Here is a 21,893-nt window from a genome sequence, read left to right as displayed (position 1 = left end):
CGAGACCTGACATTTGGGGCACCGTTGGCTTGTCGGCAGTGATCCTCGGCTCGGGGAGCTGAGTGCTAGCTCCGCTCGAACGTATCGACATTCGTTGTCACGGCGCGCCACCAGTTCACTGGCTTCAGCCTTGCCGGCTCGCCTTCCCTGGACGCGCTCAAGGCCTGGTCTGCAATCACGAACCAGGCAGTCTCCATTTTTCCGTGACGCAGCAGTCCGGTGTAGGAGACGGCGCGGTCCCCCGTCACGGACGAGCCCACCGCGACGAAGGCAATGCAATTGCCTCTGTGAAACCCGGTGACGGGCACCGCCTGCCCGAAAAAGCCGCTGTCATCGAGTGCGGTCTCGAAACTCCCCTCGATGCGGCCGTTCGCGTCGTCAGTGATGCGCAAGATCGAGCCGAATTGATTTCGCCGATTGCCGACCCAGGCGATGTCGCTTGCCATGCCGGTTCTCCTACGCTCGGTCATTCGGCACGACGCGCAGTTTGCGCAACCGATGCAATTCCGTTGCAGCGTCCTTCATCAGGCCATCGGCCGTCTCGCGTTCATGGCCGACGATGACGCCTGACGCGAAAGCCTGAGCACGGCGGTGCGCAGGTGGCGCGGTCAGCGCAGCCTCGGTTGCCAGTTCGCGGTGGGCCATGAAGTCGTTGAGCGATCCCAGGGCGGATTGAATTTGCTTCAGCCGGTCGGACAGGTCTGCGAGCTCCTTCTGGTCGGTATCGCTGTAAAGGCTTTCGAAGAAATCGACGGCATAGCGAATCTTCTTGATCTTGATCCGTAGCTTGTGGCGCTGCATCGGATCGAGATCGTTCAGGTGCTTGCCCTCCTTGCGCGCCTTCCGGATACGCCGATCGAGCACCTGCGCGGCATAAGCGGCGATCGAGCGGTCATCCTTGACGCGAGACCGTCCAGCCTCGATCCATTCGATCACGTCGATGAGCAGGCGGCGATAACGTGCCGACGCAACCGCATCGCGGGCACGCCTGAATGCGGCCTGCCGCTCGCCGGAGAACTTCACGCGGAGCGCGCGAGCGCCGCGTCGCGGAACGTCCTTCTCGGTGATCGGCTCGATGCTCTCCGTCAGAAACACGTCGATCTCGCGCGCCGGCGCCAGTTCGCCCGTGAGCCATTTCAGCTCGGCCTTGATCCGCGCAGTGCTCGCCCGAGGCAGGATGTCGGAGAACAGCGAGATCGCCGCCCGCAAGCGGCGCAGGCCGACCCGCATCTGATGAACACCTTCGGCGTCCATGTCACGCACCGGATCGGCGTTGGCCGTGATCTGACGCAGCGTCGAATGTGCGATGACGCGGAACGCATCCCGCGGCGGGAGTTCCGGCTTCAGCTCGATCGGCTCGGCGTGTTGCGCACCGCCGCCGTTGCCTGCGACCAGCTGGAAGCCTCGCTCGCATTTCGAGCGAAGATCGAGCTCGGCCCCCGTGCTGCGTTCGAGCTTGCGCGCCAGTCGGAACAGATCTGCAGCGCGTCCGGACTTCAATTCCAGCTCCAGCTCGGACACAGGTCGCGACCTCCGCCCGGCGCTGATCCGGCCTTGATCGACGGCAAGCTCGATCTCGCTGTTCCGGACCCGTTTCGCTCGCGCCTTGCGATGAATGTTGGTCTGGAACACCGGCTTCAGCTTGCGAGGGAGTTTGCCGGTCGCGAGCTGTCGCAGAGGCGTCTTCCTGGTCTTCTTCAGGTCAGGGCTTGCACCGGAGATCTCGCGCTCCCATTCGCCGCGCGTCACTCCGCCCGTGCCGCCCGCCTTCACGGTTTGCACGTAGCGCCCTTCGACCTTCCGGACCCGCAGCGTCAAGCCATGGCGCCTGAGCTTGTGCTTGTTCGTATCGAAGTAGGTCGACACGAGCGTCTGCCCGGCCTGGTCGCGGCGGTGCCCGTTCAAACCGTTGTTGCGCAAGACCGATGACAATTGTCGCGGCGCAATCCGGAATTTTAGTTCCGTCTCTGCGTTCATGTGGGAGCTCTTTCCGCTGCCGAAGCAAAGCGGCGCAAGGGCGGTAAGTTCCCCTCTTATGCGAGCATTTCAATCCAGCAGTGCCAGAGCTTGCAGGTCATTGAGACTTCACGGAACCGGGTGCGCGCATGGTCGATTGGAGCCGCGATCTTGCAGCCTCGATCGGTGACCGGGCGCGGAGCTGTTTGGCAATTCGCGGGCGCCGCGCCGAGGCGCCTGCCCATGGATCATCCTGGCGCGCAGGTCGCGCCACCACCTACTTCAGCTCATCCAGAACCTTCCATGCGTCCTCCAGCAAAGCCTGCACCTGGTGTCGCTCGGCACTACCATCCTCTGTGAACATTCCATGTCTGAGCGCATTCCGGTTTCCCTTCGGCGCGCCCGATCTCCGCGCGCCGCCGTGCATGCGGCAGCGTGCCTTGCCTTGCATCGCCGGCGCGCGGCAGGCGGTGCCGTGGCGTGTCCGCGCGCCGCAGCGCGGGCTCGACTGCATTGCATCCGTATGACGGATGTGATCGCTGGTCATGCGCTGGTGCCATTCACACTCCGGGTCCATCGTTTCCGCGGTGGGCATCGCAGCCTGCGCTCGTTCCCGTATCCGCAGCCGTATCCATCGTGCCGGTCTCCGCAACGATCACATTCGCATGCTGCGTGACGTTGCCCACGATCGCCCGTCCGCCGTCCTGCACCGACAGGTTCTGTACCGTGATCGGGCGCTCGTCGCTGTTGCGGTGGCGATTCAGTGCTTCGACCTGGGCGGCGAATCAATGCGCGGGTGACACCCTCCTGCTGTGCAAGATCATCCGTACAGGCGAGGCGACATGCGCAACGCATCGCCGCCACGTGAACCGAGACCATCTGGGAGACCAGCATGGCCTCGATGGAATCTTTCGGCGCGATGCTCCTGATCGTCGAGATCATGAAGGCGAGGTTGGCCTCATCGGGCCTCTGCCCGACCGCGCTGGCCTTGACCAATTGCCTCAGCATGCCCTGCAGCGCGTCGCGGTCGGCGGCGCCGAGCGCCTCGGCCAGCAGCCGCTCGCCGGCCTGCGGGTCGGGATGGCTGATCGCGATGCGCCGCTTGTAGAGTTTGATGCGCGGGCTCACGAGCGGGCCGCTGCGATCGCTTGCCGCGAGCGGCGAGGTGATGTGGCGGGCCGGTGCTGTCGTCATGCTCTGTGTCCTTTGATGGGCAGGCGCGAGCGACCGTCCGCTGTCGCGCGCGAATGCGAATTTCGGGATGCCGATGAAGGGTTTACGCGCAACCGCGTCGGGCGGCCCGTAGTCGGGCAGGCCGGGATGCTCACGATTTTTGCGATGATGCCATCATGCCACTGTTTTGCCCGACGAGTCAAAATGGATTTCGTAAATCCGAAAATTTTCTCGCCCTGCGCAAGTCCTTGTTCCGACAGGGGCCGGCTACTGTGCATGGGGTTGTTTTCGCATTTTTTGTTTGGAAGCGGCGTGCACGTGCCGTGCGGCGGAATGCCGGCGGCCAACCGCGATTGCGAAATCCGGCGCGTCCGCTAATCATGAACGCGTCGCATCGACAAACACGCACAAGCGGCGCCAAGAAGTCCGGGAGAGAACGAATGCAACGAACGGCCCGCCTGCTGGCAGTCATCGCCGGATTATGCGCAGCAGTGCTGGCGACAGATGCCCTCGCGCAGAAATATCCGGTGCGGCCGGTCAAGGTGGTGGTCGGCTTCAGCGCGGGGGGACCGGTCGACGTCGTTGCGCGCATCATCGGCGATCGCCTCGGCAACAAGCTCGGCCAGCCCTTCGTGGTCGAGAACCGCGCCGGCGCCAACGGTATGATCGCCGCCGAAGGCGTCGCGCGTGCGGATGCGGACGGCTACACCATGCTCGCCTGCAACTCGTCGACGATCACGCTCAACAAGACGCTGTTCAAGGAGATCCGCTACGATCCGGAAAAGGATTTCGCGCCGCTCACCACTGTCGTGTCGGCGCCGCTCGTCCTCGTCGTCAATCCCGAGAACCCCAAGACGGCGAACGTCAAATCGGTGGCCGATCTCGTCGCTGCGGCAAAGGCCGCGCCCGGTGCGCTTGCTTACGGCTCCGGCGGCAACGGCAATCTCGCCCATCTCGCCATGGAACTGCTCAGCCAGAAGGCCGGCATCAAGCTGATCCACGTGCCCTATCGCGGCGGCTCGGCCGCCGAGATGGGCATTCTCGCGCAAGAGGTCCTGGCGGTGTTCGATCCGCTCTCGGCCGTGCCGCTGGTCAAGGCCGGCAAGCTGCGCGCGCTGGCAGTGTCGTCGGCCGAGCGGCTGCCGGCGCTACCCGATGTGCCCACCGTCGCGGAAGCCGGTTATCCCGGCTTCGACATCTCGTTCTGGGTCGGCTTCTTCATGCCGAAAGCGACGCCCGCGCCGATCACGGAGATGCTGCACCGGGAGATCGTCGCCGCTGCCAAGGATCCGGCGGTCGAGGAGAAGCTCGGCTCGCAAGGGGTCGTCCGCGTGCTCAGCCAGGCTGACTATGCCGCGAAGATCGCGAAGGAGACCAAGGAGCTTGCCGAGGTGGTGGCGGCGGCGAACATCAAGGCGGAGTAGGGCGCGATCGGCGAGCGCAGGCAAGTACGCCGCGCCTATTCGCCGCCGGTCAGCTGCTCCAGCCGATCGAGCAGCGGACGTTGTCCGGCGTTGATCTTCTCCCGCGCCCCTTCCAGCGTGAACCATTGCGCGCGGTCGACTTCCGGAAAGGCCTGCCGCTTGCCGCTGCGCGGCGGCCATTCCATCTCGAACGTGTTGCTGCGAATGCCGCGCACGTCGATGTCCAGCTCGGCCGCGAAGGCGGTGACGAGCTTGCCGCCGCGCTGCCTGACCTGGCCAAGCGCGATCAGCGGCACGGACAGCTGAAGTCCAAGTTCCTCGGCAAACTCCCGTCGCGCGGCAATCTCTGCGTCTTCTCCGTCCGCGTACTCGCCCTTCGGGATCGACCATGCGCCGAGATCCTTGTTACGCCAGAACGGCCCTCCGGGATGAACGAGGAGCACCTCGACTTTCCCGCGTTTCCGATAGGCGATGATCCCGGCACTCTTCGATGGCATTGCAGGTTCCGTGCAGGTTGGGGGCAGCCTCTTAACTGGAACAGAGCGTCCTAACGTGGGTTAGTAGCCAACGTTCATTTTGATCAAAGGGAGTGAATCATGATCCGCCTGCTGGCAACCACGGCCTTGGGGCTGGTGCTGGCGAATGCCGCTTTTGCGCAATCGCCAGGCACGAACACGACGTCTCAGCAGTCGCCGCAATCACAGTCGAATTCCACCGCGCCATCCACCGCCTCGCCGTCGGGCGCGGCCGATAGGCAGCAGACCACATCGCAACCGCAGCAACCATCGACGTCGGGAACGTCGGCCCAGAATGCGCAGAGCAACACACCATCTCCCGGCTCCTCCAATGCCGCCAACAACCCAAGCCCGACCGCTCCGTCGCAGAGCGGTACGGCAAGCTCCAATGCACCCGGCAACCAACCTGCGACGCAGCAGAGCGCCAACCCGCCGCCGGCGAACACGAACCAGGCCCAGCAGGCTCCCGCTGCATCTGGAACCAACCAGGCCCAGCAGGCGCCGAATGCGCCAGCCAGCAATCAGGCGCAGGGCGAGCGTTCGAGCACCAATTCACAGGCGGCCGCCCAGACCGACGTCAACCTCAACAAGCAGCAGGAGACCAAGATCAGCGCGTCGATCTCGCGCCTGAACGTGCAACCGCTGACCAACGTCAATTTCGCGCTCAATGTCGGCACCGTGGTGCCGCGCGACGTGCACCTCTCGACATTGCCGCCCGACGTCGTCGAGATCGTGCCGCAATATCGCGGCTACAGCTTTGCGCTGGTGAAGGATCAGATCGTCGTGGTCGATCCGGCGACCTACAAGATCGTGACGGTGCTGCCGTATTCGGGGCAGTCCACGGCAACAACGACGACGACCACGCGCGAGCGTAGCGCCAGCAAGTTTTCGGATCGCGATCGCGAAGTGATCCGCAAGCACGCGAAGACTCGCACCGAAGGACGGGGCGAGGCGCGGACCACCGGCAGCACTGCGCGCACGGAGATCCATGTCGGTGACCGCATCCCGGACACTGTCGAGGTCGAGGAATTCCCGAGCACGGTCTATCGGGAGGCGCCTGACCTGCGGGAGTATCGCTACATCCATCGCGACACCCGGACCTATGTCATCGAGCCCAGCGAGCGTCGCGTGATCGAGGAGATCGACTAAGCCCATCGGAAGCCGCTCCATCGAGCGGCTTCTCCATCTCCGCATCAGCTCGCGGAGCGTTCTCGAGCGGCGAAGCGAACGGCGTTTCCGGCATGAATTGCGCGACGCCCGGCGCGCCCGCCGGGCTGACTTCGTTGCAACGAAAGCGGCTCTCCTGCCAGAGCAGGTGCGCGAAGAACGGCACCGGAATGCTGCTGGCCTCGGCGGCTTCACGAAGCGCGTGACATAGGCGATCGGCGAACTCTCAGCCGGCAACGAAGGCGAGCAGTGTGCCGTTGGCCTTGGCCGGCGGCACGCAGATTGCAGCTCCGCTCCGCACGGCTGCCGAACCGAGCGCTTTTTCGGTCGCCGCGAGATCGGCGCTAACCAGCACCAGCGCGGCGCCGCCGCGCTCGGAGAGACCTGCGAGCGGCACGCCGGGATAGCGCTTGGCGAGCTGGTCCAGCGTCAGATAGACGAAGTCGGCGCGCTCGCCGCCGGAGGGCACCGTGACCGCGCCGTCCGTCTCGGTCTTTGGCTCGCGGTCGATCAGACGTGCGAGGTGAGCGGCATCCTTGGCCGGCTCCGGCGTTGCTATCAGCGTCTGCTTGATCCGCCTGGCCGCATTGGCGTGGGTCATCAATTCGGGAATCCACACCGTCTCGCGGGTCTTGTGCTCGCAGGCGAAGATGCGCACGCCGCCCGGTGCTTCGGCGGTCGGCCACATGAAGGTGCGGAATTTTGCCGCCGAGACCGTGCCGTTTGGCAACGTCACCGGCCGTTCGAAATCGGTCGGGCCAATCGCCTCCAGGCCCCGTGCACGGATCTCCGCGGCGCCGGCGGCGGAATCGATTGCGGTGAAGGCGATACGCTCGATACCTTCGCCGCGCTTGTCGAGGAAGGCGCGCGCCGGGGCGTTGAGCTCGGTCGCAGCTAGCACGCCGAGCAGCTCCATATAGTCGGGGTCGAACATGATGGTGTAGTTGCCCGTGCCCATATGGACGCTGTGGGTGCCGCGCGGCGACACGGTGAAGCCGAGTTGCCGATAATTGTCGGCAGCCTTGTCGAGGTCCTTCACCATGACCACGGCGTGGTCGATACCGATGATGTTCTTGAGGGCCACTGTTCTTCCCCGATTGCAAACTGACTTTGGGCCGCGCCGGCGGCTGCCGGTCATGTCTACGCCGGATACGCGGCCGAGTCATTTTCAATTCAGCGGCAGTTGCGGAATTTCATTTCCGCGCAGGGCACCCTCGCGCGACGCACGTCAGCGGGCCTGCTCGATGTAGGCGGCGAGGACTGCGCGCTCTTCGCTGGTCATCTCGGTGATGTTGCCGGGCGGCATGGCACTCGACCAGGCGGCCACACGCCCGATCAGGCGGATGTTGCGCTGAATGTGCTCGGGTGCGTCGAGCAGGATGCCTTTCGGGGCGGTGACGATGCCGGCCCAGACCGGCTCGGCCGCGTGGCACATGCTGCAACGGGACATCACGATCTCCTCGACATTGGCGAGCGTCGGCGGCGTCGATAGTGCGCCCGTCTTCACCTCGCGCGGACCGGCGGCGGAGAGGAAGAGGATCGCGATCACGCCGGCCGCCGTCACGCCCCACACCCACCACGGCGATTTGCGCCCGGCATGGCGCTCGTTGAAGAAGTGGCGGATCACCGGCCCCAGCGCCAGGATGATCGCGACGATGATCCAGTTGAAGCGCGTTGCGTAGAGCAGGGGATAGTGGTTGCTGATCATCAGCACGACCACGGGGAGCGTCAGGTAGTTGTTGTGGACCGAGCGTTCCTTGCTGGCCATGCCGAGCTTTGGATCGGGCGCCTGGCCCGCGATGAGGCTGGCAACGATCTTCTTCTGATTCGGGATGATCAGCGCGAAGACATTGGCGACCATGATGGTGCCGATGATCGCGCCGATCTGGTTGAAGGCGCCACGTCCGCTCAGCACATGGGTGAAGGCGTAAGTGAGCGCGACCAGGAACAGATAGCCGCCGATGGCGAAGGGCAGCTCGCGTTGCGCAAGCCCGGTGCGACAGGCGGCCTCATAGAGCAGCCACGCCAGCGCCAGGCTGCAGAAGCTGAACAGGCCGGCCTGGAATGGCGTGAGGTCGAGAATCGACTTGTCGACCAGGAACAGATCGGCCTCGAGATAGTACACCACCACCATCAGCGCGAAGCCGGACAGCCAGGTGGTGTAGGCTTCCCATTTGAACCAGGTCAGCTCGTCCGGCATCTGGTGAGGGGCCACCAGATATTTCATGATCCGGTAGAAGCCGCCGCCATGGACCTGCCAGGCTTCGCCCTGCACGCCGTCAGGCAGCTCGCTTCTGGGCTTGAGGCTGAGATCGAGGGCGATGAAATAGAAGGAACTGCCGATCCAGGCGATCGCAGCCACCACGTGCAGCCAGCGCAGCAGCAGGCTCGCCCATTCCGATATGACGGATCCCCACATGATCTTCCCATCAGTCGCGACATCGGTGCCGCAGCCTTGATGACCGCAACCGGCCGTCGCCGCCCTTACAATGTGTCGCACCGATCAACTGCATTTTCCAGTATGATGGGCCGTGGCTGATGCACATCGTGCGGGCATGAACTGACGTGCGATTCGGCAGGCGTCAGACCTGCTGCAGGCCATTGCCGGTGATCGGCGTTGACGTGCGGGAAAGGCGGGGAATAGACGACGTGAGCCACAGGATATCGTTCGTGACGGTGCTCGCAGGGCTGCTGGTTGCAGTCGCGCTCGGCGCGCAGGCCGAGCCGGTGTTGCAGGGCAAGGACGCCTATGGCGATTGGCGGGCCGACAAGCCCGGCACGGTCAGGCTGATCAGGCCGCAGGATCTGGTCAGGCCCGGCGCCACGCGGTCGGTTGCGAGCTCGTCACGCGTGGTGCCGCGTCCGCCCGAGGCGGCGCTCCAGGTGCCGGCCGGCTTCAAGGTCGAGCTGTTCGCCGAAGGCCTGCGCGCGCCGCGCATCGTGCGGGTTGCGCCGAACGGCGATGTCTTCGTCGCGGAGACGCGGGCGGGCACCATCCGCGTGCTTCGCGCTGGAGAGGGTGGCAAGGTCGCGACCAATGAGGTGTTTGCCAGCGGCCTGCGGCAACCGTTCGGGATTGCCTTCTTTCCGAACGGCGACCATCCGCAATGGGTCTATGTCGCCAACACCGATAGCGTCGTCCGCTTTCCGTATCAGACCGGTGATCTCAAGCCGCGCGGCAAGGCGGAGACGATTGTGGCGAGCCTGCCGCATGATGGCGGCCACTCCACCCGCGATATCGTCTTCACGCCCGACAACAAGCGCATGCTTGTCTCCGTCGGCTCGCTCAGCAACGTCGCCGAGGGCATGGGCACGCCGCCGGGCGGATTGGAGGCGTGGTCGAAGACGCAGCCACTCGGCGCAACGTGGGCCAGCGAGCTCGAGCGTGCCGCGGTGTTGGCCTTCAATCCCGACGGCAAGGAGCGCAAGATCTACGCCACCGGCCTGCGTAACTGCGTCGGCCTCGCAATCCAGCCGCAGACCGGCTTGCCCTGGTGCTCGACCAACGAGCGCGACGGCCTCGGCGACGATCTCGTGCCCGATTACGTGACCAGCGTGAAGGAGGGTGGCTTCTACGGCTGGCCGTGGTTCTATATCGGCGGCAACGAGGACCCCCGCCATGCCGGCGCACGTCCGGATCTCAAGGACAAGGTGACGGTGCCTGATGTGCTGATCCAGCCGCACTCGGCCTCGCTCGGCATGACCTTCTACCAGGGCACTCTGTTTCCATCGGAATACCAGGGCGACGCCTTCGCCGCCGAGCACGGCTCCTGGAACAGGTCGAAGCGCACCGGCTACAAGGTCATCCGCATCAAGATGAAGGATGGCAAGCCGACGGGCGAGTACGAGGATTTCGTCACCGGGTTCGTCGTGAGCGATACCGAAGTGTGGGGCAGGCCGGTCGGCGTTGCCACGGCCAAGGACGGTTCGCTGCTGATCTCGGAGGATGGCAACGGCACGATCTGGCGGGTGACGCATTCGCGATGAGCGAGTTCTCTTCGCCTCTCCGCGCAAGCGGGGAGAGTGTGAAGAAAAACCTACCCCCGTCTCACGCTCGCGCCGCCATCCACCGGCAGTGTCACACCCGTAATGAAGTTCGCCTCGTCGCTTGCCAGGAACAGCGCGGCGTTGGCGACGTCCCATCCGGTGCCCATCTTCCTGCGTAGCGGCACCTTGCTGTCGCGTTCGGCTTCGACCTCGGCGCGGGTCTTGTGCCATTCGCGGGCGCGGGTATCGACAGCCATCGGCGTGTTCATCAGGCCAGGCAGGATGACGTTGGCGCGGATGCCGTATTCGGCGTTCTGGTAGGCGAGCTGTTCGGTGAAGGCGATCATCGCCGACTTGGTCGCCTTGTAGGCGACGTAAGGGTAGGTCGTGATCGCCGCCATCGACGAGATGTTGATGATGGCGCCGCTTCTCTGCGCGCGCATGATCGGGATCACCTCTTTCGCCGCAAGGATGCAGCTCTTCAGATTGATTGCGACGACGCGGTCGAACGCCTCCTCGGTCAGCTGCAGCAGCTCGGCATCGCCACCGGCGAGACTGACGCCGACATTGTTGTGCAGCACGTCGATCCGGCCCCAGCGCGATTGCGCGTCGGCCACCATCGCCTTGATGTCGACAGCTTTGGTCACGTCGGCCTTGAAGGCCGCGGCCGTGCCGTGTTGCGCGGTGATCATGTCCACCGTCTCCTGCGCCGACTCCAGATGGTGGTCGACGCACAACACCTTCGCACCCTCGCGCGCGAAAGTCAGCGCCGTGGCGCGGCCATTGCCCATGCCCTCGCCGGAGCTTTGCCCGGCCCCGACGACGATCGCAACCTTGTCCTTCAAGCGCATCCGGCTCGCTCCCAAGCTTCTCGATTATTTTCGTGCAGGTTAGCAATCGCGCCGATCGGAGAGAAGGGCGTGCGTCTGCGTTCATGTCATTGACATCACATGGAATTGCATGTTGCGGCCGGCGCATCGCGCGTGGCTGACCCCGGTCGTCCAGGAACCGTTCTGAGGCCAGTGCGTTTGCTGCCGGAACTTTTCCGCGTTAGGCTCAGTCCCGGGGCTTCCCAACCGCCAGTGGCTTGCCGATGAATCTGCTCGATCCGCAAGGACCCGTGGCTGCGGCCAACAGCACCATTTTGGTCGATTCCGTCTTCATCATGCTCGTGATCGTGGTGCCGACCATTTTCGCGATCCTGGCTTTTGCGTTCTGGTTTCGCGCCTCGAATCCCAAGGCGCGTTACCAGCCTGAGTTCGTCTATTCCGGCCGCGTCGAAATGGTGGTGTGGTCGATCCCTGCATTGACCGTGATCCTGCTCGGCGGCGTCGCCTGGATCGGCTCGCACCAGCTCGATCCGGCTGCGCCGGTGCCTGGCACCGGCAGCCCGGTGCGGATCCACGCCGTGTCGCTCGACTGGAAGTGGCTCTTCATCTATCCGGACCAGCGCATCGCCACCGTCAACACGTTGACGGTGCCCGCCGGCGCCGAGCTGAACTTCCAGCTGACATCCTCGAGCGTGATGAACACGTTCTTCATCCCGCAGCTCGGCAGCATGATCTACACCATGAACGGCATGGTGACGAAGCTGAACCTGCGCGCCGACAATGAAGGCAAGCTTCAGGGAATGTCGGCGCATTTTTCCGGCGACGGTTTTCCCGACATGATGTTCGACGTCAACGTGATCTCGCCGCTCGCCTTTCCGGAGTGGGTGGCGGCCACCGCGAAGACGGATGCGGTGCTGAACGCAGACAGCTACAAGAGGCTGATGCAGCAGGGCATCGAGAAGGGCCGGCCCGTCTACCGCCTGGACGATCCCCAGCTGTTCGACCTGATCTCGACCCTGCATATTCCGCCGGGACCCGGGCCAGAGCTCGCATCCGAAGCAGGCCGGTCGCACAGCGGAGGCCATGATGCTCGGTAAGCTCGATTGGTCGGCCATTCCGTTCGATCAGCCGATCCCGCTCGTCGCCGGCGCGGTGGTGCTGGTCGCGATCCTCTGCGTCTTGGCGTGGGTCGTGGTGAAGGGACATCTGCCCTATCTCTGGCGCGAATGGATCAGCAGCGTCGATCACAAGCGGATCGGCGTCATGTACTTCCTGCTGGCGTCCGTGATGCTGCTGCGCGGCGGCAGCGACGCCGTCATGATGCGGATCCAGCAGGCGGTCGCCTACCAGTCGCAGGGCTATCTGCCGCCGGAACACTACAACCAGATCTTTTCCGCGCACGGCACCATCATGATCTTCTTCGTGGCGATGCCGTTCGTGATCGGGCTGATGAACCTGATCGTGCCGCTCCAGCTCGGCGTGCGCGACGTGGCGTTTCCGACGCTGAATTCGGTCGGCTTCTGGCTGACCGCGACCGGCGCGCTGCTGGTCAACGTCTCGCTCGTGGTCGGCGAGTTCGCACGCACCGGCTGGCTCGCCTTTCCGCCGCTGTCGGAATTGTCCTACTCGCCCGGCGTCGGCGTCGACTATTACGCCTGGTCGCTGCAGATCTCCGGCGTCGGCACGCTGGTGGCCGGCATCAATCTCGTCACGACGGTGCTGAAGCTGCGCACCAGGGGCATGAACTATCTGCGCATGCCGATGTTCTGCTGGACCACGCTTGCCTCGAATCTTCTGATCGTCGCGGCCTTTCCGATCCTCACGGCCACGCTCGCGATGCTGCTGCTCGACCGCTATCTCGGCTTCCACTTCTTCACCAACGAGGCCGGCGGCAACGTCATGATGTTCATGAACCTGATCTGGGCCTGGGGCCATCCCGAGGTCTACATCCTGGTGCTGCCGGCCTTCGGCATCTTCTCCGAGGTGGTCTCGACCTTCTCCGGCAAGGCGCTGTTCGGCTACCGCTCCATGGTGCTGGCGACCATGGCGATCTGCGTCATCTCCTTCATGGTCTGGCTGCATCATTTCTTCACGATGGGGGCGGGGCCCGACGTCAACGCCATCTTCGGCATCGCCAGCATGATCATCGCGGTGCCGACTGGCGTGAAGATCTACAACTGGCTGTTCACGATGTATGGCGGCCGCATCCGCTTTGCGACGCCGATGTTATGGTCGGTCGGCTTCATGGTCACCTTCATCATCGGCGGCTTGACCGGCGTCCTGGTCGCGGTGCCGCCGGCCGATTTCATGCTCCACAACAGCATGTTCCTGGTCGCCCACTTCCACAACGTCATCATCGGCGGCGTGCTGTTCGGCGCCTTCGCCGGTTTCGAATATTGGTTTCCGAAGGCGTTCGGTTTCCGCCTCGACGAGCGCTGGGGCAAGGCCGCGTTCTGGTTCACCTTTCTCGGCTTCTACGTCACCTTCATGCCGCTCTACATCGTCGGCATGCTCGGTATGACGAGGCGCATGCAGCACTATGACGTCGCGGCCTGGCGGCCCTGGATGATCATCGCCGCGTTCGGCATGGCCGTGCTGACGATCGGCGTGATCTGCCAGATCATGCAGCTCGTGGTCAGCATTCGCGACCGCGAGGCGCTGCGAGATCGCACCGGCGATCCCTGGGACGGGCGCTCGCTGGAATGGGCGACGTCGTCGCCGCCGCCGGTGTTCAATTTCGCCTTCAATCCCGATGTGCGCGGCGAGGACGCCTATTGGGAGATGAAGGCCCATGCCCGGCAGCAATCGTTCGCGCACGAAGAGCGCGAATATGAGGATATCGAGATGCCGCGCAATTCTCCGACCGGCTTCGTCTGCGCGTTCTTCGCCACCATCATGGGCTTCGCGCTGATCTGGCACATCTGGTGGATGGTGATCCTGGGGGGTATCGGCGCATTCGCGACCTTCGTCGTGTTCGCCTGGCGCGACCATGACGAATACGTGATCCCGGCCGAGGAGGTCGCCCGCATCGACCGCGTCAATATCGAGGAGCGGCGCAGCCTCGTCAGCATGGCGGGGTCAGTCTGATGGCGATGACCGCGACCGCCGACCATGTCCATGCCGATCCCCATCACATCGGGCGCGTCATCGAGCATCCCGGGCCCGCGCCGAAGCGGATCGTGACTGCCTATGGTTTCTGGATATTCCTGCTCTCCGACATCGTGATGTTCTCCTGCTTCTTCGCAGCCTATGCCGTGCTGTCCGGCCAGACCGCGGGCGGCCCCAGGGGCTCCGAGATCTTCGAGCAGCGGAACGTCGCGATCGAGACGGTCTGCCTGTTGCTGTCGAGCTTCACTTGCGGCATGGCCAGCATTGCCGCCGACGTGCGCAACCGGTTCTGGTTCTATCTCGGCATGGCCGTGACCTGCGTGCTCGGCCTCATATTCCTGGCCATCGAGTTCCGCGAATTCGCCGACCTTGTCGCCCGTGGCTACGGCCCGTCGCGCAGTGCGTTCCTGACCGCGTTCTTCTCGCTGGTCGGGTGCCACGGCCTGCATGTTTCTGCCGGCATCTTGTGGCTCCTCACCATGATGGCCCAGGTGTTCGCAAAGGGCTTTCGCGCCGACATCTTGCGGCGGATGATGTGCTTTGCGTTGTTCTGGCACGCGCTCGACATCATCTGGGTCGCGGTGTTTTCCGTCGTTTACCTGCTCGGGAGTGCGCCATGAGCGACGAGACGCATCTGACCGCTCACCACGATCTCGCTCCGGGCGAGGAAGAGCAACACAGTGTCGGCGAGCGGATCCTGGGCTATGTCGTCGGTCTGGGTCTGGCGCTGCTGCTGACGGCGACGTCGTTCTTCATCGCCGGCACGGACCTGGTCTGGCAACCCTCGATTCCCGTCGCGCTGATCGTGCTCGCGATCGCGCAGATGGGCGTGCACCTCGTGTTCTTCCTGCACATCACCACCGGCCCCGACAACACCAACAACGTGCTGGCGCTTGCCTTCGGACTGCTGATCGTCTTCCTGGTGGTGGGCGGTACGGTCTGGATCATGTCGCATCTGAATGCGAACATGCCGCCGATGGATCAGATCATGCGGATGCAGTGATGGCACCGAACAATCGTAGCGGGGCGTCACCAGAACATCTTTTTTGAACGCTGACGTTTCTGCATCGGCATGGCCGGGACAAGCCCGGGCATGACAGGTTCGGTTTGGAGCGACGCACAAAAAAGAAGAGCCGCTTGCGGTGACAAGCGGCCCAAGTCTAGGGAGGAAACGCCCGAGCAAGGCAATCGGGCCGAAGCCGGATTGCTGCCGAGGAACGCTCGCGCAAGGCGCTTGCGTACATTTATAAGTGCAGCAACTGCCGATGAAGTTCAATTCCGGATCAATACGGTCTCGGACTACCACTCACGGATGCGTGAACCAACTCGCTCATTTCGGCCGGCGGCAATTGTAGGCCTTGCGGAAGCCGGCGGCCTGGGCGTCGTCCTCCGAGCAGAACCAGCGGTCGGGCTTGGTGGTCGCCGGATAGCTCGGGCAGCCGCGCAGATGATAGATGCCGATATTGCCGGTGACGCGGGCGCGCACCGCTAGCTTGCCCTTGATGCTGCAGCTGGGCGGCATGGTCAGCTCCTCCGGAAACAGCACGGCGCGAATCTCCTTGTCGCGGTCGCGCCGGCAGGCGGCGCCGAGGAGCGCGCCGTCCTTCTTGCCGCTACGGAAGTCTTGCGGCGCAACAAAGCAGCCCTTCCAGATACCAACCGCCGCCGTCTTGGCCTCGGCGGCTGCCGGCTTGACGTTGGCCTTGATAGGCTCGCGCGCGAGGGCAAAGCCGAGCTTGATCAGCTGCTCGTTCAAGCTGGCCTTGTCGCCTTCGGCCGTGCAGATGGCGCGGTGCCGCTTGCCGAAACTCTTCTCCGGGCCGACATCGTCGCAGCGCACCGTCCGTTTGTTGATCAGCTTCGCCAGCTGGTCGCGGGCCTCGATGCCGCAGGTCCAGGAATCGGCGTGATCGTCGATACAGACCTGATCCAGCTCGGGCGCGTCGACGCCGTCGAGCCGGTAGGTGACGTCGCCGAGCTGGATCGAGTTGCCGTCACGGACAGTCGCGGCGCCGGTCAGCGCGGCGACTGGTCCGGACGAGGCCAGAAAACCGGACAAGGCGAACAACGAAACGAGCGCAAAAGCGCGGGCGGCGGCAAAGAAATTTCGGGAGGACATACGGTCTCGCTATCGATGGCTCGTGCGCCCTGTTCCTAGCATCCGGATTTGGCGTTACCAATGGTCTGCGCCCTGCGAAGTGCGACATTCCGGCCTCGCGGCTTTACTCGGCCGTCGCTCTGACCCTATCGTTTGCCGGCCTCGCTGAGCGCGAATGGCCGAATCGCCCGGGAAGCGGCGAGGGGGAGGAAAAGGCTGCGATGAAAGACCCCGTGGACGTCCTGATCATCGGCGCCGGCGCTTCCGGCGCAGCGGTGGCGTGGTCGCTGGCCGAAACCAAGATGCACATTCTCTGCCTGGAGCAGGGCGGCTGGATGAACCCGGCGGAATATCCCAGCACGGGCCGCGACTGGGAGGCCAAGTTCTACGGCGAATGGTCGTCGAGCCCGAACGTCCGCGGCCGGCCCGAGGACTATCCCGTCAACGACGACAACTCCCCGATCAAGGTCGTGAACTACAACGCGGTCGGCGGCTCGACGGTGATGTACACCGCGCATTGGCCGCGGCTGCACCCTTCCGATTTCAAGGTGAAGACGCTCGACGGCGTCGCCGACGACTGGCCGATCGACTACGACACGCTGACCCCGTTCTTCGAAGAGAACGACCGCATGATGGGCACGTCCGGCCTATCAGGCGATCCGCTGTCGCCGCTGACGCATCCGCCGATGCCGCAGCAGCCGCTCGGATTGTCCGGCGCCATCATCGGCAAGGCCATGAACAAGCTCGGCTGGCACTGGTGGCCGTCGGATACCACGGTCGCGACGATGGACTATGAGGGCCGGGCGCGCTGCATCAATCTCGGCCATTGCACGCCGGCCTGCGCGCAGGGCGCCAAGGCCTCGACCGACATTACCTACTGGCCGCACGCGATCCGCGCCGGCGTCGAGCTGCGCACCCATTGCCGGGTGCGTGAGATCACCACCGACGAGAATGGCATGGCCTCGGGCGTGGTGTATTACGACAAGGACGGCATCGAGCAGTTTCAGCCCGCGCATGTCGTCATCATCGCCTGCAACGGTGTCGGCACGCCGCGCCTGCTGCTGAACTCGGCCTCGGGGCGATTCCCGAACGGACTTGCCAATTCGTCCGGCCTCGTCGGCAAGAATCTGATGTTCCATCCCTATGCGCAGATCTACGGCTATGTGAAGGAGCCGACCGATTCCAACCGTGCGCCGCCGACCTGTTTGTGGAGCAAGCAGTGGTACGACACGGACCTGTCGCGCGGTTTCGTGCGCGGCTATGGCGTGCAGTTCGTGCGCGGCGCAGGGCCGGTGTTCGAGGCCGTGGTCAGCGAGCAGAAGGGCATTCTGCCCTGGGGCGCCGATCATCACCGCGTCTTCCGCAAGCTCAACGGTCATCGTTTGGGTTTCTCCGCGATCTGCGAGGACCTGCCGGAGGAGCACAATCGCGTCACGCTCGATCCGGTGCTGAAGGACAGTCACGGCATTCCCGCGCCGAAGGTCGACTACACCATCAGCGAGAACAGCCGGAAGATGATGGAGCATGCGCTGGCGCGTGGCCGCGAGTTTCTCGATACGGCAGGAGCGAGCGACATCTGCGTCAATTCGCCGATCCCGTGGGGCGGCTGGCACCTGCTCGGCACCGCGCGCATGGGTACCGACCCCGAGCGCTCCGTCGTCAACGAATGGGGCCGCTCGCACGACGTGAAGAACCTCTTCATCGTCGACGGCAGCATTTTCGTCACTTCGGGCGGCGTGAACCCGACCTCCACCATCCAGGCGCTCGCGCTCTACATCGCCGACCAGATGAAGCAGCGCTTGGCTAATTTATTTGATTGATGCGCGTGATGGATGCACCGAACCCGCCACGAACTCGCTGCACCTCTGCCGCCTGCGGGAGAGGTCGACGCGCTCGAAGAGCGCGGCGGGTGAGGGCTCTCTCCCTTGGGGGAGTCCCTCTGCGGAGACACCCTCTGCCCGACCCTGCCCCGCAAGCGGGGGAGGGAGCGCACCGTCTTCGTGGCGGGAATGAACCAACGAGAGCACGCCATGTCTGATCAACAACTCACCCTCACGCCTCGGCAGCGCGATGACCTCCGCACCATCGCGGCGATGATCATTCCTGCCAGCGACGAGTACAAGGTGCCCGGCGCCGACGATCCCGCGATCCAGGCCGACATCCTCGCAACGCTCGGCCGCGACACCAAACTGGTGGTGGCGGCGCTGGACCATCTGGCGCGGCTGGCCGGCATGCCCTTGGCCGACCTCGAGCCCGTCGCGCGCGCCGGTGTCGCCCAGAAGTTCCGCATCTCCGGCGGCATCGCCGCTGCAACGCTCGTCCGCGTGGTCCTGCAATGCTATTACCGCGACGACCGCGTGCTGCGCTCGCTGGGGCTGGAGCTGCGCGCGCCGTTTCCCAGGGGGCACGTGCTCCCGGATGGGGACTGGTCGCTGCTCGACCCGGTCAAGGCGAGGGGAGGCACGCTGCGACGCGCGCCCTAGCCATCTTGGCAGGTCCAGCCCTGCGCCCCGGCCGGGCCACTTGCGCTGGCGGGAACAGGCCACCATCTATGTGAGCCTTCAAGGACTCTTGCCATGCTGGATTTCACCTCAGATATCGCCGATGACGCAGCGTCATCGCGAAGGACGGCGGCTACCCCGGTCGATGACCGGGCGCTGCTGGACGCCTATTCCAATGCCGTGATCGATGTGACCGACCGCGTCGGCCCTGCGGTCGTGCGGGTCGAGACCGGGCCGAAGGTGCCGAACGGCCGCGAGCGCGGCGGGCTGGGCTCCGGCATCGTGATCTCGCCGGATGGTCTTGTCCTCACCAACAGCCATGTGGTCGGCTCCTCCAAGGAGATCCGGCTGCGCGACGTCGAGGGCCATGTCGGCGATGCTCAGGTGCTTGGTGTCGATCCCGACACCGACCTTGCGTTGCTGCGCGCCAACGGCGTGCGCGACTTGCCTTACGCCGCGCTCGGCAACTCCAAGATCTTGCGGCGCGGCCAGCTCGTGATCGCAATCGGCAATCCGCTCGGCTTCGAATCGACCGTGACCGCCGGGGTCGTCTCGGCGCTCGGGCGCTCGATCCGCTCGGTCAGCGGGCGTACCATCGAGGACGTGATCCAGACCGATGCCGCACTCAATCCCGGCAATTCCGGCGGCCCGCTGGTGTCGTCGAATGCCGAGGTGATCGGCATCAACACCGCCATCATCAATGGCGCGCAAGGAATCTGCTTTGCGGTCGCCAGCAATACCGCGCAATTCGTGCTGTCGGAGATCATCCGCCACGGCTATGTCCGCCGCGCCTATATCGGCGTCGCCGGGCAGACCGCGCCGATCCCGCGGCGGCATGCCGTGCTGGCCGGGGTCGAGAACAAGATGGGCGCGCTTCTGATGCAGATCGAGCCTGATGGACCTGCGGCGAAGGCCGGCCTGCTCCCCGGCGATGTCGTGATCAGGCTCGACGGCGTCGAGATCAACGGCGTCGATGACCTGATCCGCGTGCTCGACCGCGACCGCATCGGCCGCCGTCTGGCCATGGACGTGCTGCGGCTCGGCCGCCTGCGGGCGATCGATATCGATCCGATCGAACGCAAGCCTGCGCGCTAGGGTCCGGACTCAATTGATCCACCAAGTAACGGCGGCGACCAAGAGGATGGCCGAGAGGAAGTTGTCGGCTCGCTTGTCGTAGCGGGTCGCAATCCGCCTGAAGTCCTTGAGGCGGCAAAACATGCGTTCGATGAGATTGCGTCCTTTGTAGGCCTTCACGTCGTACCGGTGCGGATGCTTGCGAGTTGGGTTGGGCGGAATTACTGCCTTTGTTCCGCGCTCGGCCAACCACTCACGCCCCTTTTGCGCCCGCCGCCGAGCGGTGGGCTTTGATGTGGGTCGCGTCGATGGACATTGTCCCGACCCGGCCGGTTGAGCCAGTCAAGGCGTAGAAAATATTGCCCCACACGCCTTGGCGGCTCCAGCGATTGAAGCGGTTATAGATGGTCGTGTAGGGGCCGTAATCTGCCGGGCAGTCTCGCCAGCGTGCGCCCGATCGCAGCATGTGGAGGATCCCGCTGATCACGCGTCGGTCATCCACGCGATGGGCGCCGCGCCGCCCACGTGGCAACAGCGGTTCAATCCGCTTCCACTCCGCCTCACTCAGCCAATATAGCTTTTGCCCCATCAAGCCCCCCTTCGACTCGGAGGTCTTGAATCACAACTCCGCCTCAGCGGGAATCCCTATTGAGTACAGACCCTAGCACTACTTTGGCAGATTGTGTTTTCGCCGCTGTTTTTCACGGATTTGCCTTCGGCAATATGGGCAATGCTGAGACGGCGGCCGAAGGATGAGATCAACGATGGCGTGACGTACGGCTGGCATGGTTGGCTGAGGCGGAGGCCCGTAGATTCTTTTTTTTCCGCCCCGCGTATGCGAGGCGACGATGTTGCAGGAAGGCGTAGGCAATCATTGTCATCAGGGCGTGGCGATGAAGACCTTGCCATGATCGCCCTTCGAAGTGATCAAGTCCAAGTTCCTCCTTCAACTGCTGATGCGCCTGCTCACAAATCCACCGTGCCTTGATGGTGGCGGCCAGCGTGCGCAGATCCGTCGCCGCCGGAAGATTGGCCAGATAGTATTTCTTCTCCCCGGACGCACGTTGCTCGCCAATGAGCCAGGCTTCGTCGCCTGGGAGATGCTGCTGACCTTTATCCCATATCCGCTGCGGAGGGCCGTCGGCGGTCCGGACACGGACCGCAGCAAATTGGGCTTTAAGCCGACCTTTCGTCCCGCTACGCCAACTCACGGTTTTCCATTTGGCGCCGGCCAGCATTTGCTCGGCCGCAATTGATAAGATATCGGGCACGTGGTGCTTTCGTGGTTTCCCGCGGGCTTTGGTAATCGGCCAAATGAGCTTCACATCGACCGGATACACTTTCAGGTGCCGCGGGATTCCGACAGCCCAGACCAGCCCGCGCTCTGTTAGCCCTTGTCGAAACGGTGCGCTGAGGCCGTATCCTGCATCCGCCAGCACATATCCAAAGCGCACGCTGGCTGCTATCGCGCGGTCAATCTCGGCCAAAGCAATCTCCGGCTTGGACCGTGGCGTTCGATGTTCGACTGGCACGCGAGCGCGCTTCAAACGAGATTCGTCGCTTGTCCAACTGTCAGGCAGAAAGAGACGTAACGCGACCATCACGGGTACTTCGCCGCGCGCAAGCGTCAAAGACACCAGTGTTTGGCAATTTGCCGTTTTACCGAGAGCCGAGGCGTATTGAGCCGCAACACCGACCGAGCGCTCACCCTTCTTGGGAAGTGAGGTGTCATCAATAACCAGCACCGCATCCCTGCCGCCGACAAGTCGGTCCGCCTGGTTGAGCAACTCTGTCTCCAGCGGCGTCGCGTCCCAGACACCGTCCGCAATGAAATGGTGCAACTGGTCGTAGGTGCTGGTGGCAAGGCGTTCCGCCATCGGCTGAACGCTCTTACGATCGCCGGGACCGATCAATCCCGCAACATACAGAGGACACATCCGCTGCCGGGTCTTATGACCCAGTCGGTCCAAGAACGGCATCAGCCAGCGTTCGAGTTCGTCTTCCCATCCCGGCATGGTCAGCCCTCCAAGAGCCGACCACCCATGAATCATTGAAAAATT

19 protein-coding genes and 3 pseudogenes are annotated in these 21,893 nt (G+C 64.1%); 10 read left to right on the top strand and 12 right to left on the bottom strand.

The genetic code is table 11. The annotated features are described in order from the left end of the window. Positions 1–65: 65 nt before the first annotated feature. The 4 genes and pseudogenes from BRAD3257_RS27190 to BRAD3257_RS41185 all read right to left on the bottom strand — a co-directional run bounded on the left by BRAD3257_RS27190 (position 66) and on the right by BRAD3257_RS41185 (position 3,150). Entirely contained in the window at positions 66–446 is a 381-nt protein-coding gene (locus BRAD3257_RS27190; protein WP_244607695.1) for an avidin/streptavidin family protein, read from the bottom strand. Positions 447–456: 10 nt separating this feature from the next. Then, positions 457–1,977, bottom strand: a complete 1,521-nt coding sequence (locus tag BRAD3257_RS27185) for a CYTH and CHAD domain-containing protein (protein ID WP_122404435.1) — start codon at positions 1,975–1,977, stop codon at positions 457–459. Between the two features lie 256 nt (positions 1,978–2,233). Further along, positions 2,234–2,551 (bottom strand): HGGxSTG domain-containing protein, encoded by a 318-nt coding sequence (locus BRAD3257_RS27180; RefSeq protein WP_244607694.1) that lies wholly within the window; start codon positions 2,549–2,551, stop codon positions 2,234–2,236. After that, positions 2,517–3,150, bottom strand: a pseudogene (locus BRAD3257_RS41185) (hypothetical protein). Before BRAD3257_RS41185 ends, BRAD3257_RS27180 begins: the two are co-directional and overlap by 35 nt. Positions 3,151–3,569: 419 nt before the next feature. Here BRAD3257_RS41185 and BRAD3257_RS27170 point away from each other — a divergent pair. Continuing rightward, entirely contained in the window at positions 3,570–4,553 is a 984-nt protein-coding gene (locus BRAD3257_RS27170; RefSeq protein WP_122404433.1) for a Bug family tripartite tricarboxylate transporter substrate binding protein, read from the top strand. A 35-nt stretch (positions 4,554–4,588) separates the two neighbouring features. On the opposite strand, the gene BRAD3257_RS27165 is transcribed toward BRAD3257_RS27170, so the two are convergent. Beyond that, the gene (locus tag BRAD3257_RS27165; RefSeq protein WP_122404432.1) at positions 4,589–5,050 is read right to left on the bottom strand and encodes an NUDIX hydrolase; all 462 of its coding nucleotides are present in this window, start codon (positions 5,048–5,050) and stop codon (positions 4,589–4,591) included. Between the two features lie 99 nt (positions 5,051–5,149). Here BRAD3257_RS27165 and BRAD3257_RS27160 point away from each other — a divergent pair, with 99 nt between their 5' ends. After that, complete coding sequence (locus tag BRAD3257_RS27160; RefSeq protein ID WP_122404431.1) at positions 5,150–6,217, top strand: DUF1236 domain-containing protein; 1,068 nt, start codon at positions 5,150–5,152, stop codon at positions 6,215–6,217. An 82-nt stretch (positions 6,218–6,299) separates the two neighbouring features. Here BRAD3257_RS27160 and BRAD3257_RS27155 read toward each other — a convergent pair. From BRAD3257_RS27155 to BRAD3257_RS27145, 3 genes and pseudogenes are all read right to left on the bottom strand, one after another. After that, positions 6,300–6,452: pseudogene (locus tag BRAD3257_RS27155) on the bottom strand (transglycosylase SLT domain-containing protein); the annotation flags it as partial. A 9-nt stretch (positions 6,453–6,461) separates the two neighbouring features. Further along, the gene (locus BRAD3257_RS27150) at positions 6,462–7,319 is read right to left on the bottom strand and encodes a VOC family protein (RefSeq protein ID WP_122404430.1); all 858 of its coding nucleotides are present in this window, start codon (positions 7,317–7,319) and stop codon (positions 6,462–6,464) included. Between the two features lie 144 nt (positions 7,320–7,463). Then, a complete protein-coding gene (locus BRAD3257_RS27145; protein ID WP_122404429.1) occupies positions 7,464–8,654 on the bottom strand; it encodes a urate hydroxylase PuuD in 1,191 nt (396 codons plus the stop codon). A gap of 230 nt (positions 8,655–8,884) precedes the next feature. Between BRAD3257_RS27145 and BRAD3257_RS27140 the strand changes: the two genes are divergently transcribed. Then, complete coding sequence (locus BRAD3257_RS27140) at positions 8,885–10,222, top strand: PQQ-dependent sugar dehydrogenase (protein ID WP_122404428.1); 1,338 nt, start codon at positions 8,885–8,887, stop codon at positions 10,220–10,222. A 50-nt stretch (positions 10,223–10,272) separates the two neighbouring features. Here the strand turns inward: BRAD3257_RS27140 and BRAD3257_RS27135 are convergent, their stop codons facing one another. Further along, positions 10,273–11,073: an SDR family NAD(P)-dependent oxidoreductase gene (locus BRAD3257_RS27135; protein ID WP_122404427.1), complete on the bottom strand. Its 801-nt coding sequence runs from the start codon at positions 11,071–11,073 to the stop codon at positions 10,273–10,275. 242 nt (positions 11,074–11,315) lie between these two features. Here BRAD3257_RS27135 and BRAD3257_RS27130 point away from each other — a divergent pair, with 242 nt between their 5' ends. From BRAD3257_RS27130 to cyoD, 4 genes are read left to right on the top strand one after another with little or no spacing between them, the layout of a single operon-like run. Beyond that, entirely contained in the window at positions 11,316–12,149 is an 834-nt protein-coding gene (locus BRAD3257_RS27130; RefSeq protein ID WP_122404426.1) for a cytochrome ubiquinol oxidase subunit II family protein, read from the top strand. Then, positions 12,139–14,139: a cytochrome o ubiquinol oxidase subunit I gene (gene cyoB, locus BRAD3257_RS27125; RefSeq protein WP_122406776.1), complete on the top strand. Its 2,001-nt coding sequence runs from the start codon at positions 12,139–12,141 to the stop codon at positions 14,137–14,139. Before BRAD3257_RS27130 ends, cyoB begins: the two co-directional genes overlap by 11 nt. Then, positions 14,139–14,780 carry a cytochrome (ubi)quinol oxidase subunit III gene (locus BRAD3257_RS27120; protein ID WP_122404425.1) on the top strand — a complete coding sequence of 214 codons (642 nt, stop codon included), beginning with the start codon at positions 14,139–14,141 and terminating at the stop codon, positions 14,778–14,780. Before cyoB ends, BRAD3257_RS27120 begins: the two co-directional genes overlap by 1 nt. After that, entirely contained in the window at positions 14,777–15,163 is a 387-nt protein-coding gene (cyoD, locus tag BRAD3257_RS27115) for a cytochrome o ubiquinol oxidase subunit IV (protein ID WP_122404424.1), read from the top strand. Before BRAD3257_RS27120 ends, cyoD begins: the two co-directional genes overlap by 4 nt. Before the next feature lie 327 nt (positions 15,164–15,490). Here the strand turns inward: cyoD and BRAD3257_RS27110 are convergent, their stop codons facing one another. Next, entirely contained in the window at positions 15,491–16,279 is a 789-nt protein-coding gene (locus BRAD3257_RS27110; RefSeq protein ID WP_122404423.1) for a thermonuclease family protein, read from the bottom strand. Positions 16,280–16,479: 200 nt separating this feature from the next. Between BRAD3257_RS27110 and BRAD3257_RS27105 the strand changes: the two genes are divergently transcribed. The 3 genes from BRAD3257_RS27105 (at position 16,480) to BRAD3257_RS27095 (ending at position 19,854) form a co-directional block, all read left to right on the top strand. Next, complete coding sequence (locus BRAD3257_RS27105; protein ID WP_122404422.1) at positions 16,480–18,078, top strand: GMC family oxidoreductase; 1,599 nt, start codon at positions 16,480–16,482, stop codon at positions 18,076–18,078. 210 nt (positions 18,079–18,288) lie between these two features. After that, a complete protein-coding gene (locus BRAD3257_RS27100) occupies positions 18,289–18,741 on the top strand; it encodes a hypothetical protein (RefSeq protein WP_122404421.1) in 453 nt (150 codons plus the stop codon). Positions 18,742–18,834: 93 nt separating this feature from the next. After that, positions 18,835–19,854: a S1C family serine protease gene (locus BRAD3257_RS27095; protein WP_122404420.1), complete on the top strand. Its 1,020-nt coding sequence runs from the start codon at positions 18,835–18,837 to the stop codon at positions 19,852–19,854. 9 nt (positions 19,855–19,863) lie between these two features. On the opposite strand, the pseudogene BRAD3257_RS27090 reads toward BRAD3257_RS27095, so the two are convergent. Together BRAD3257_RS27090 and BRAD3257_RS27085 are read right to left on the bottom strand one after the other, a co-directional pair. After that, positions 19,864–20,422: pseudogene (locus BRAD3257_RS27090) on the bottom strand (IS5 family transposase). A gap of 169 nt (positions 20,423–20,591) precedes the next feature. After that, positions 20,592–21,884, bottom strand: coding sequence for an IS701 family transposase (locus BRAD3257_RS27085; protein WP_122404419.1), 1,293 nt, complete (start codon positions 21,882–21,884; stop codon positions 20,592–20,594). Between the last annotated feature and the right edge of the window lie 9 nt (positions 21,885–21,893).

Origin of the sequence: Bradyrhizobium vignae (genome assembly GCF_900324035.1) — a bacterium.
In the GTDB taxonomy this organism is placed as follows: Bacteria; Pseudomonadota; Alphaproteobacteria; order Rhizobiales; family Xanthobacteraceae; genus Bradyrhizobium; species Bradyrhizobium vignae.
The sequence above is the reverse complement of the archived record's forward strand: the minus strand, read 5'-3'. Positions and strand labels throughout refer to the sequence as shown.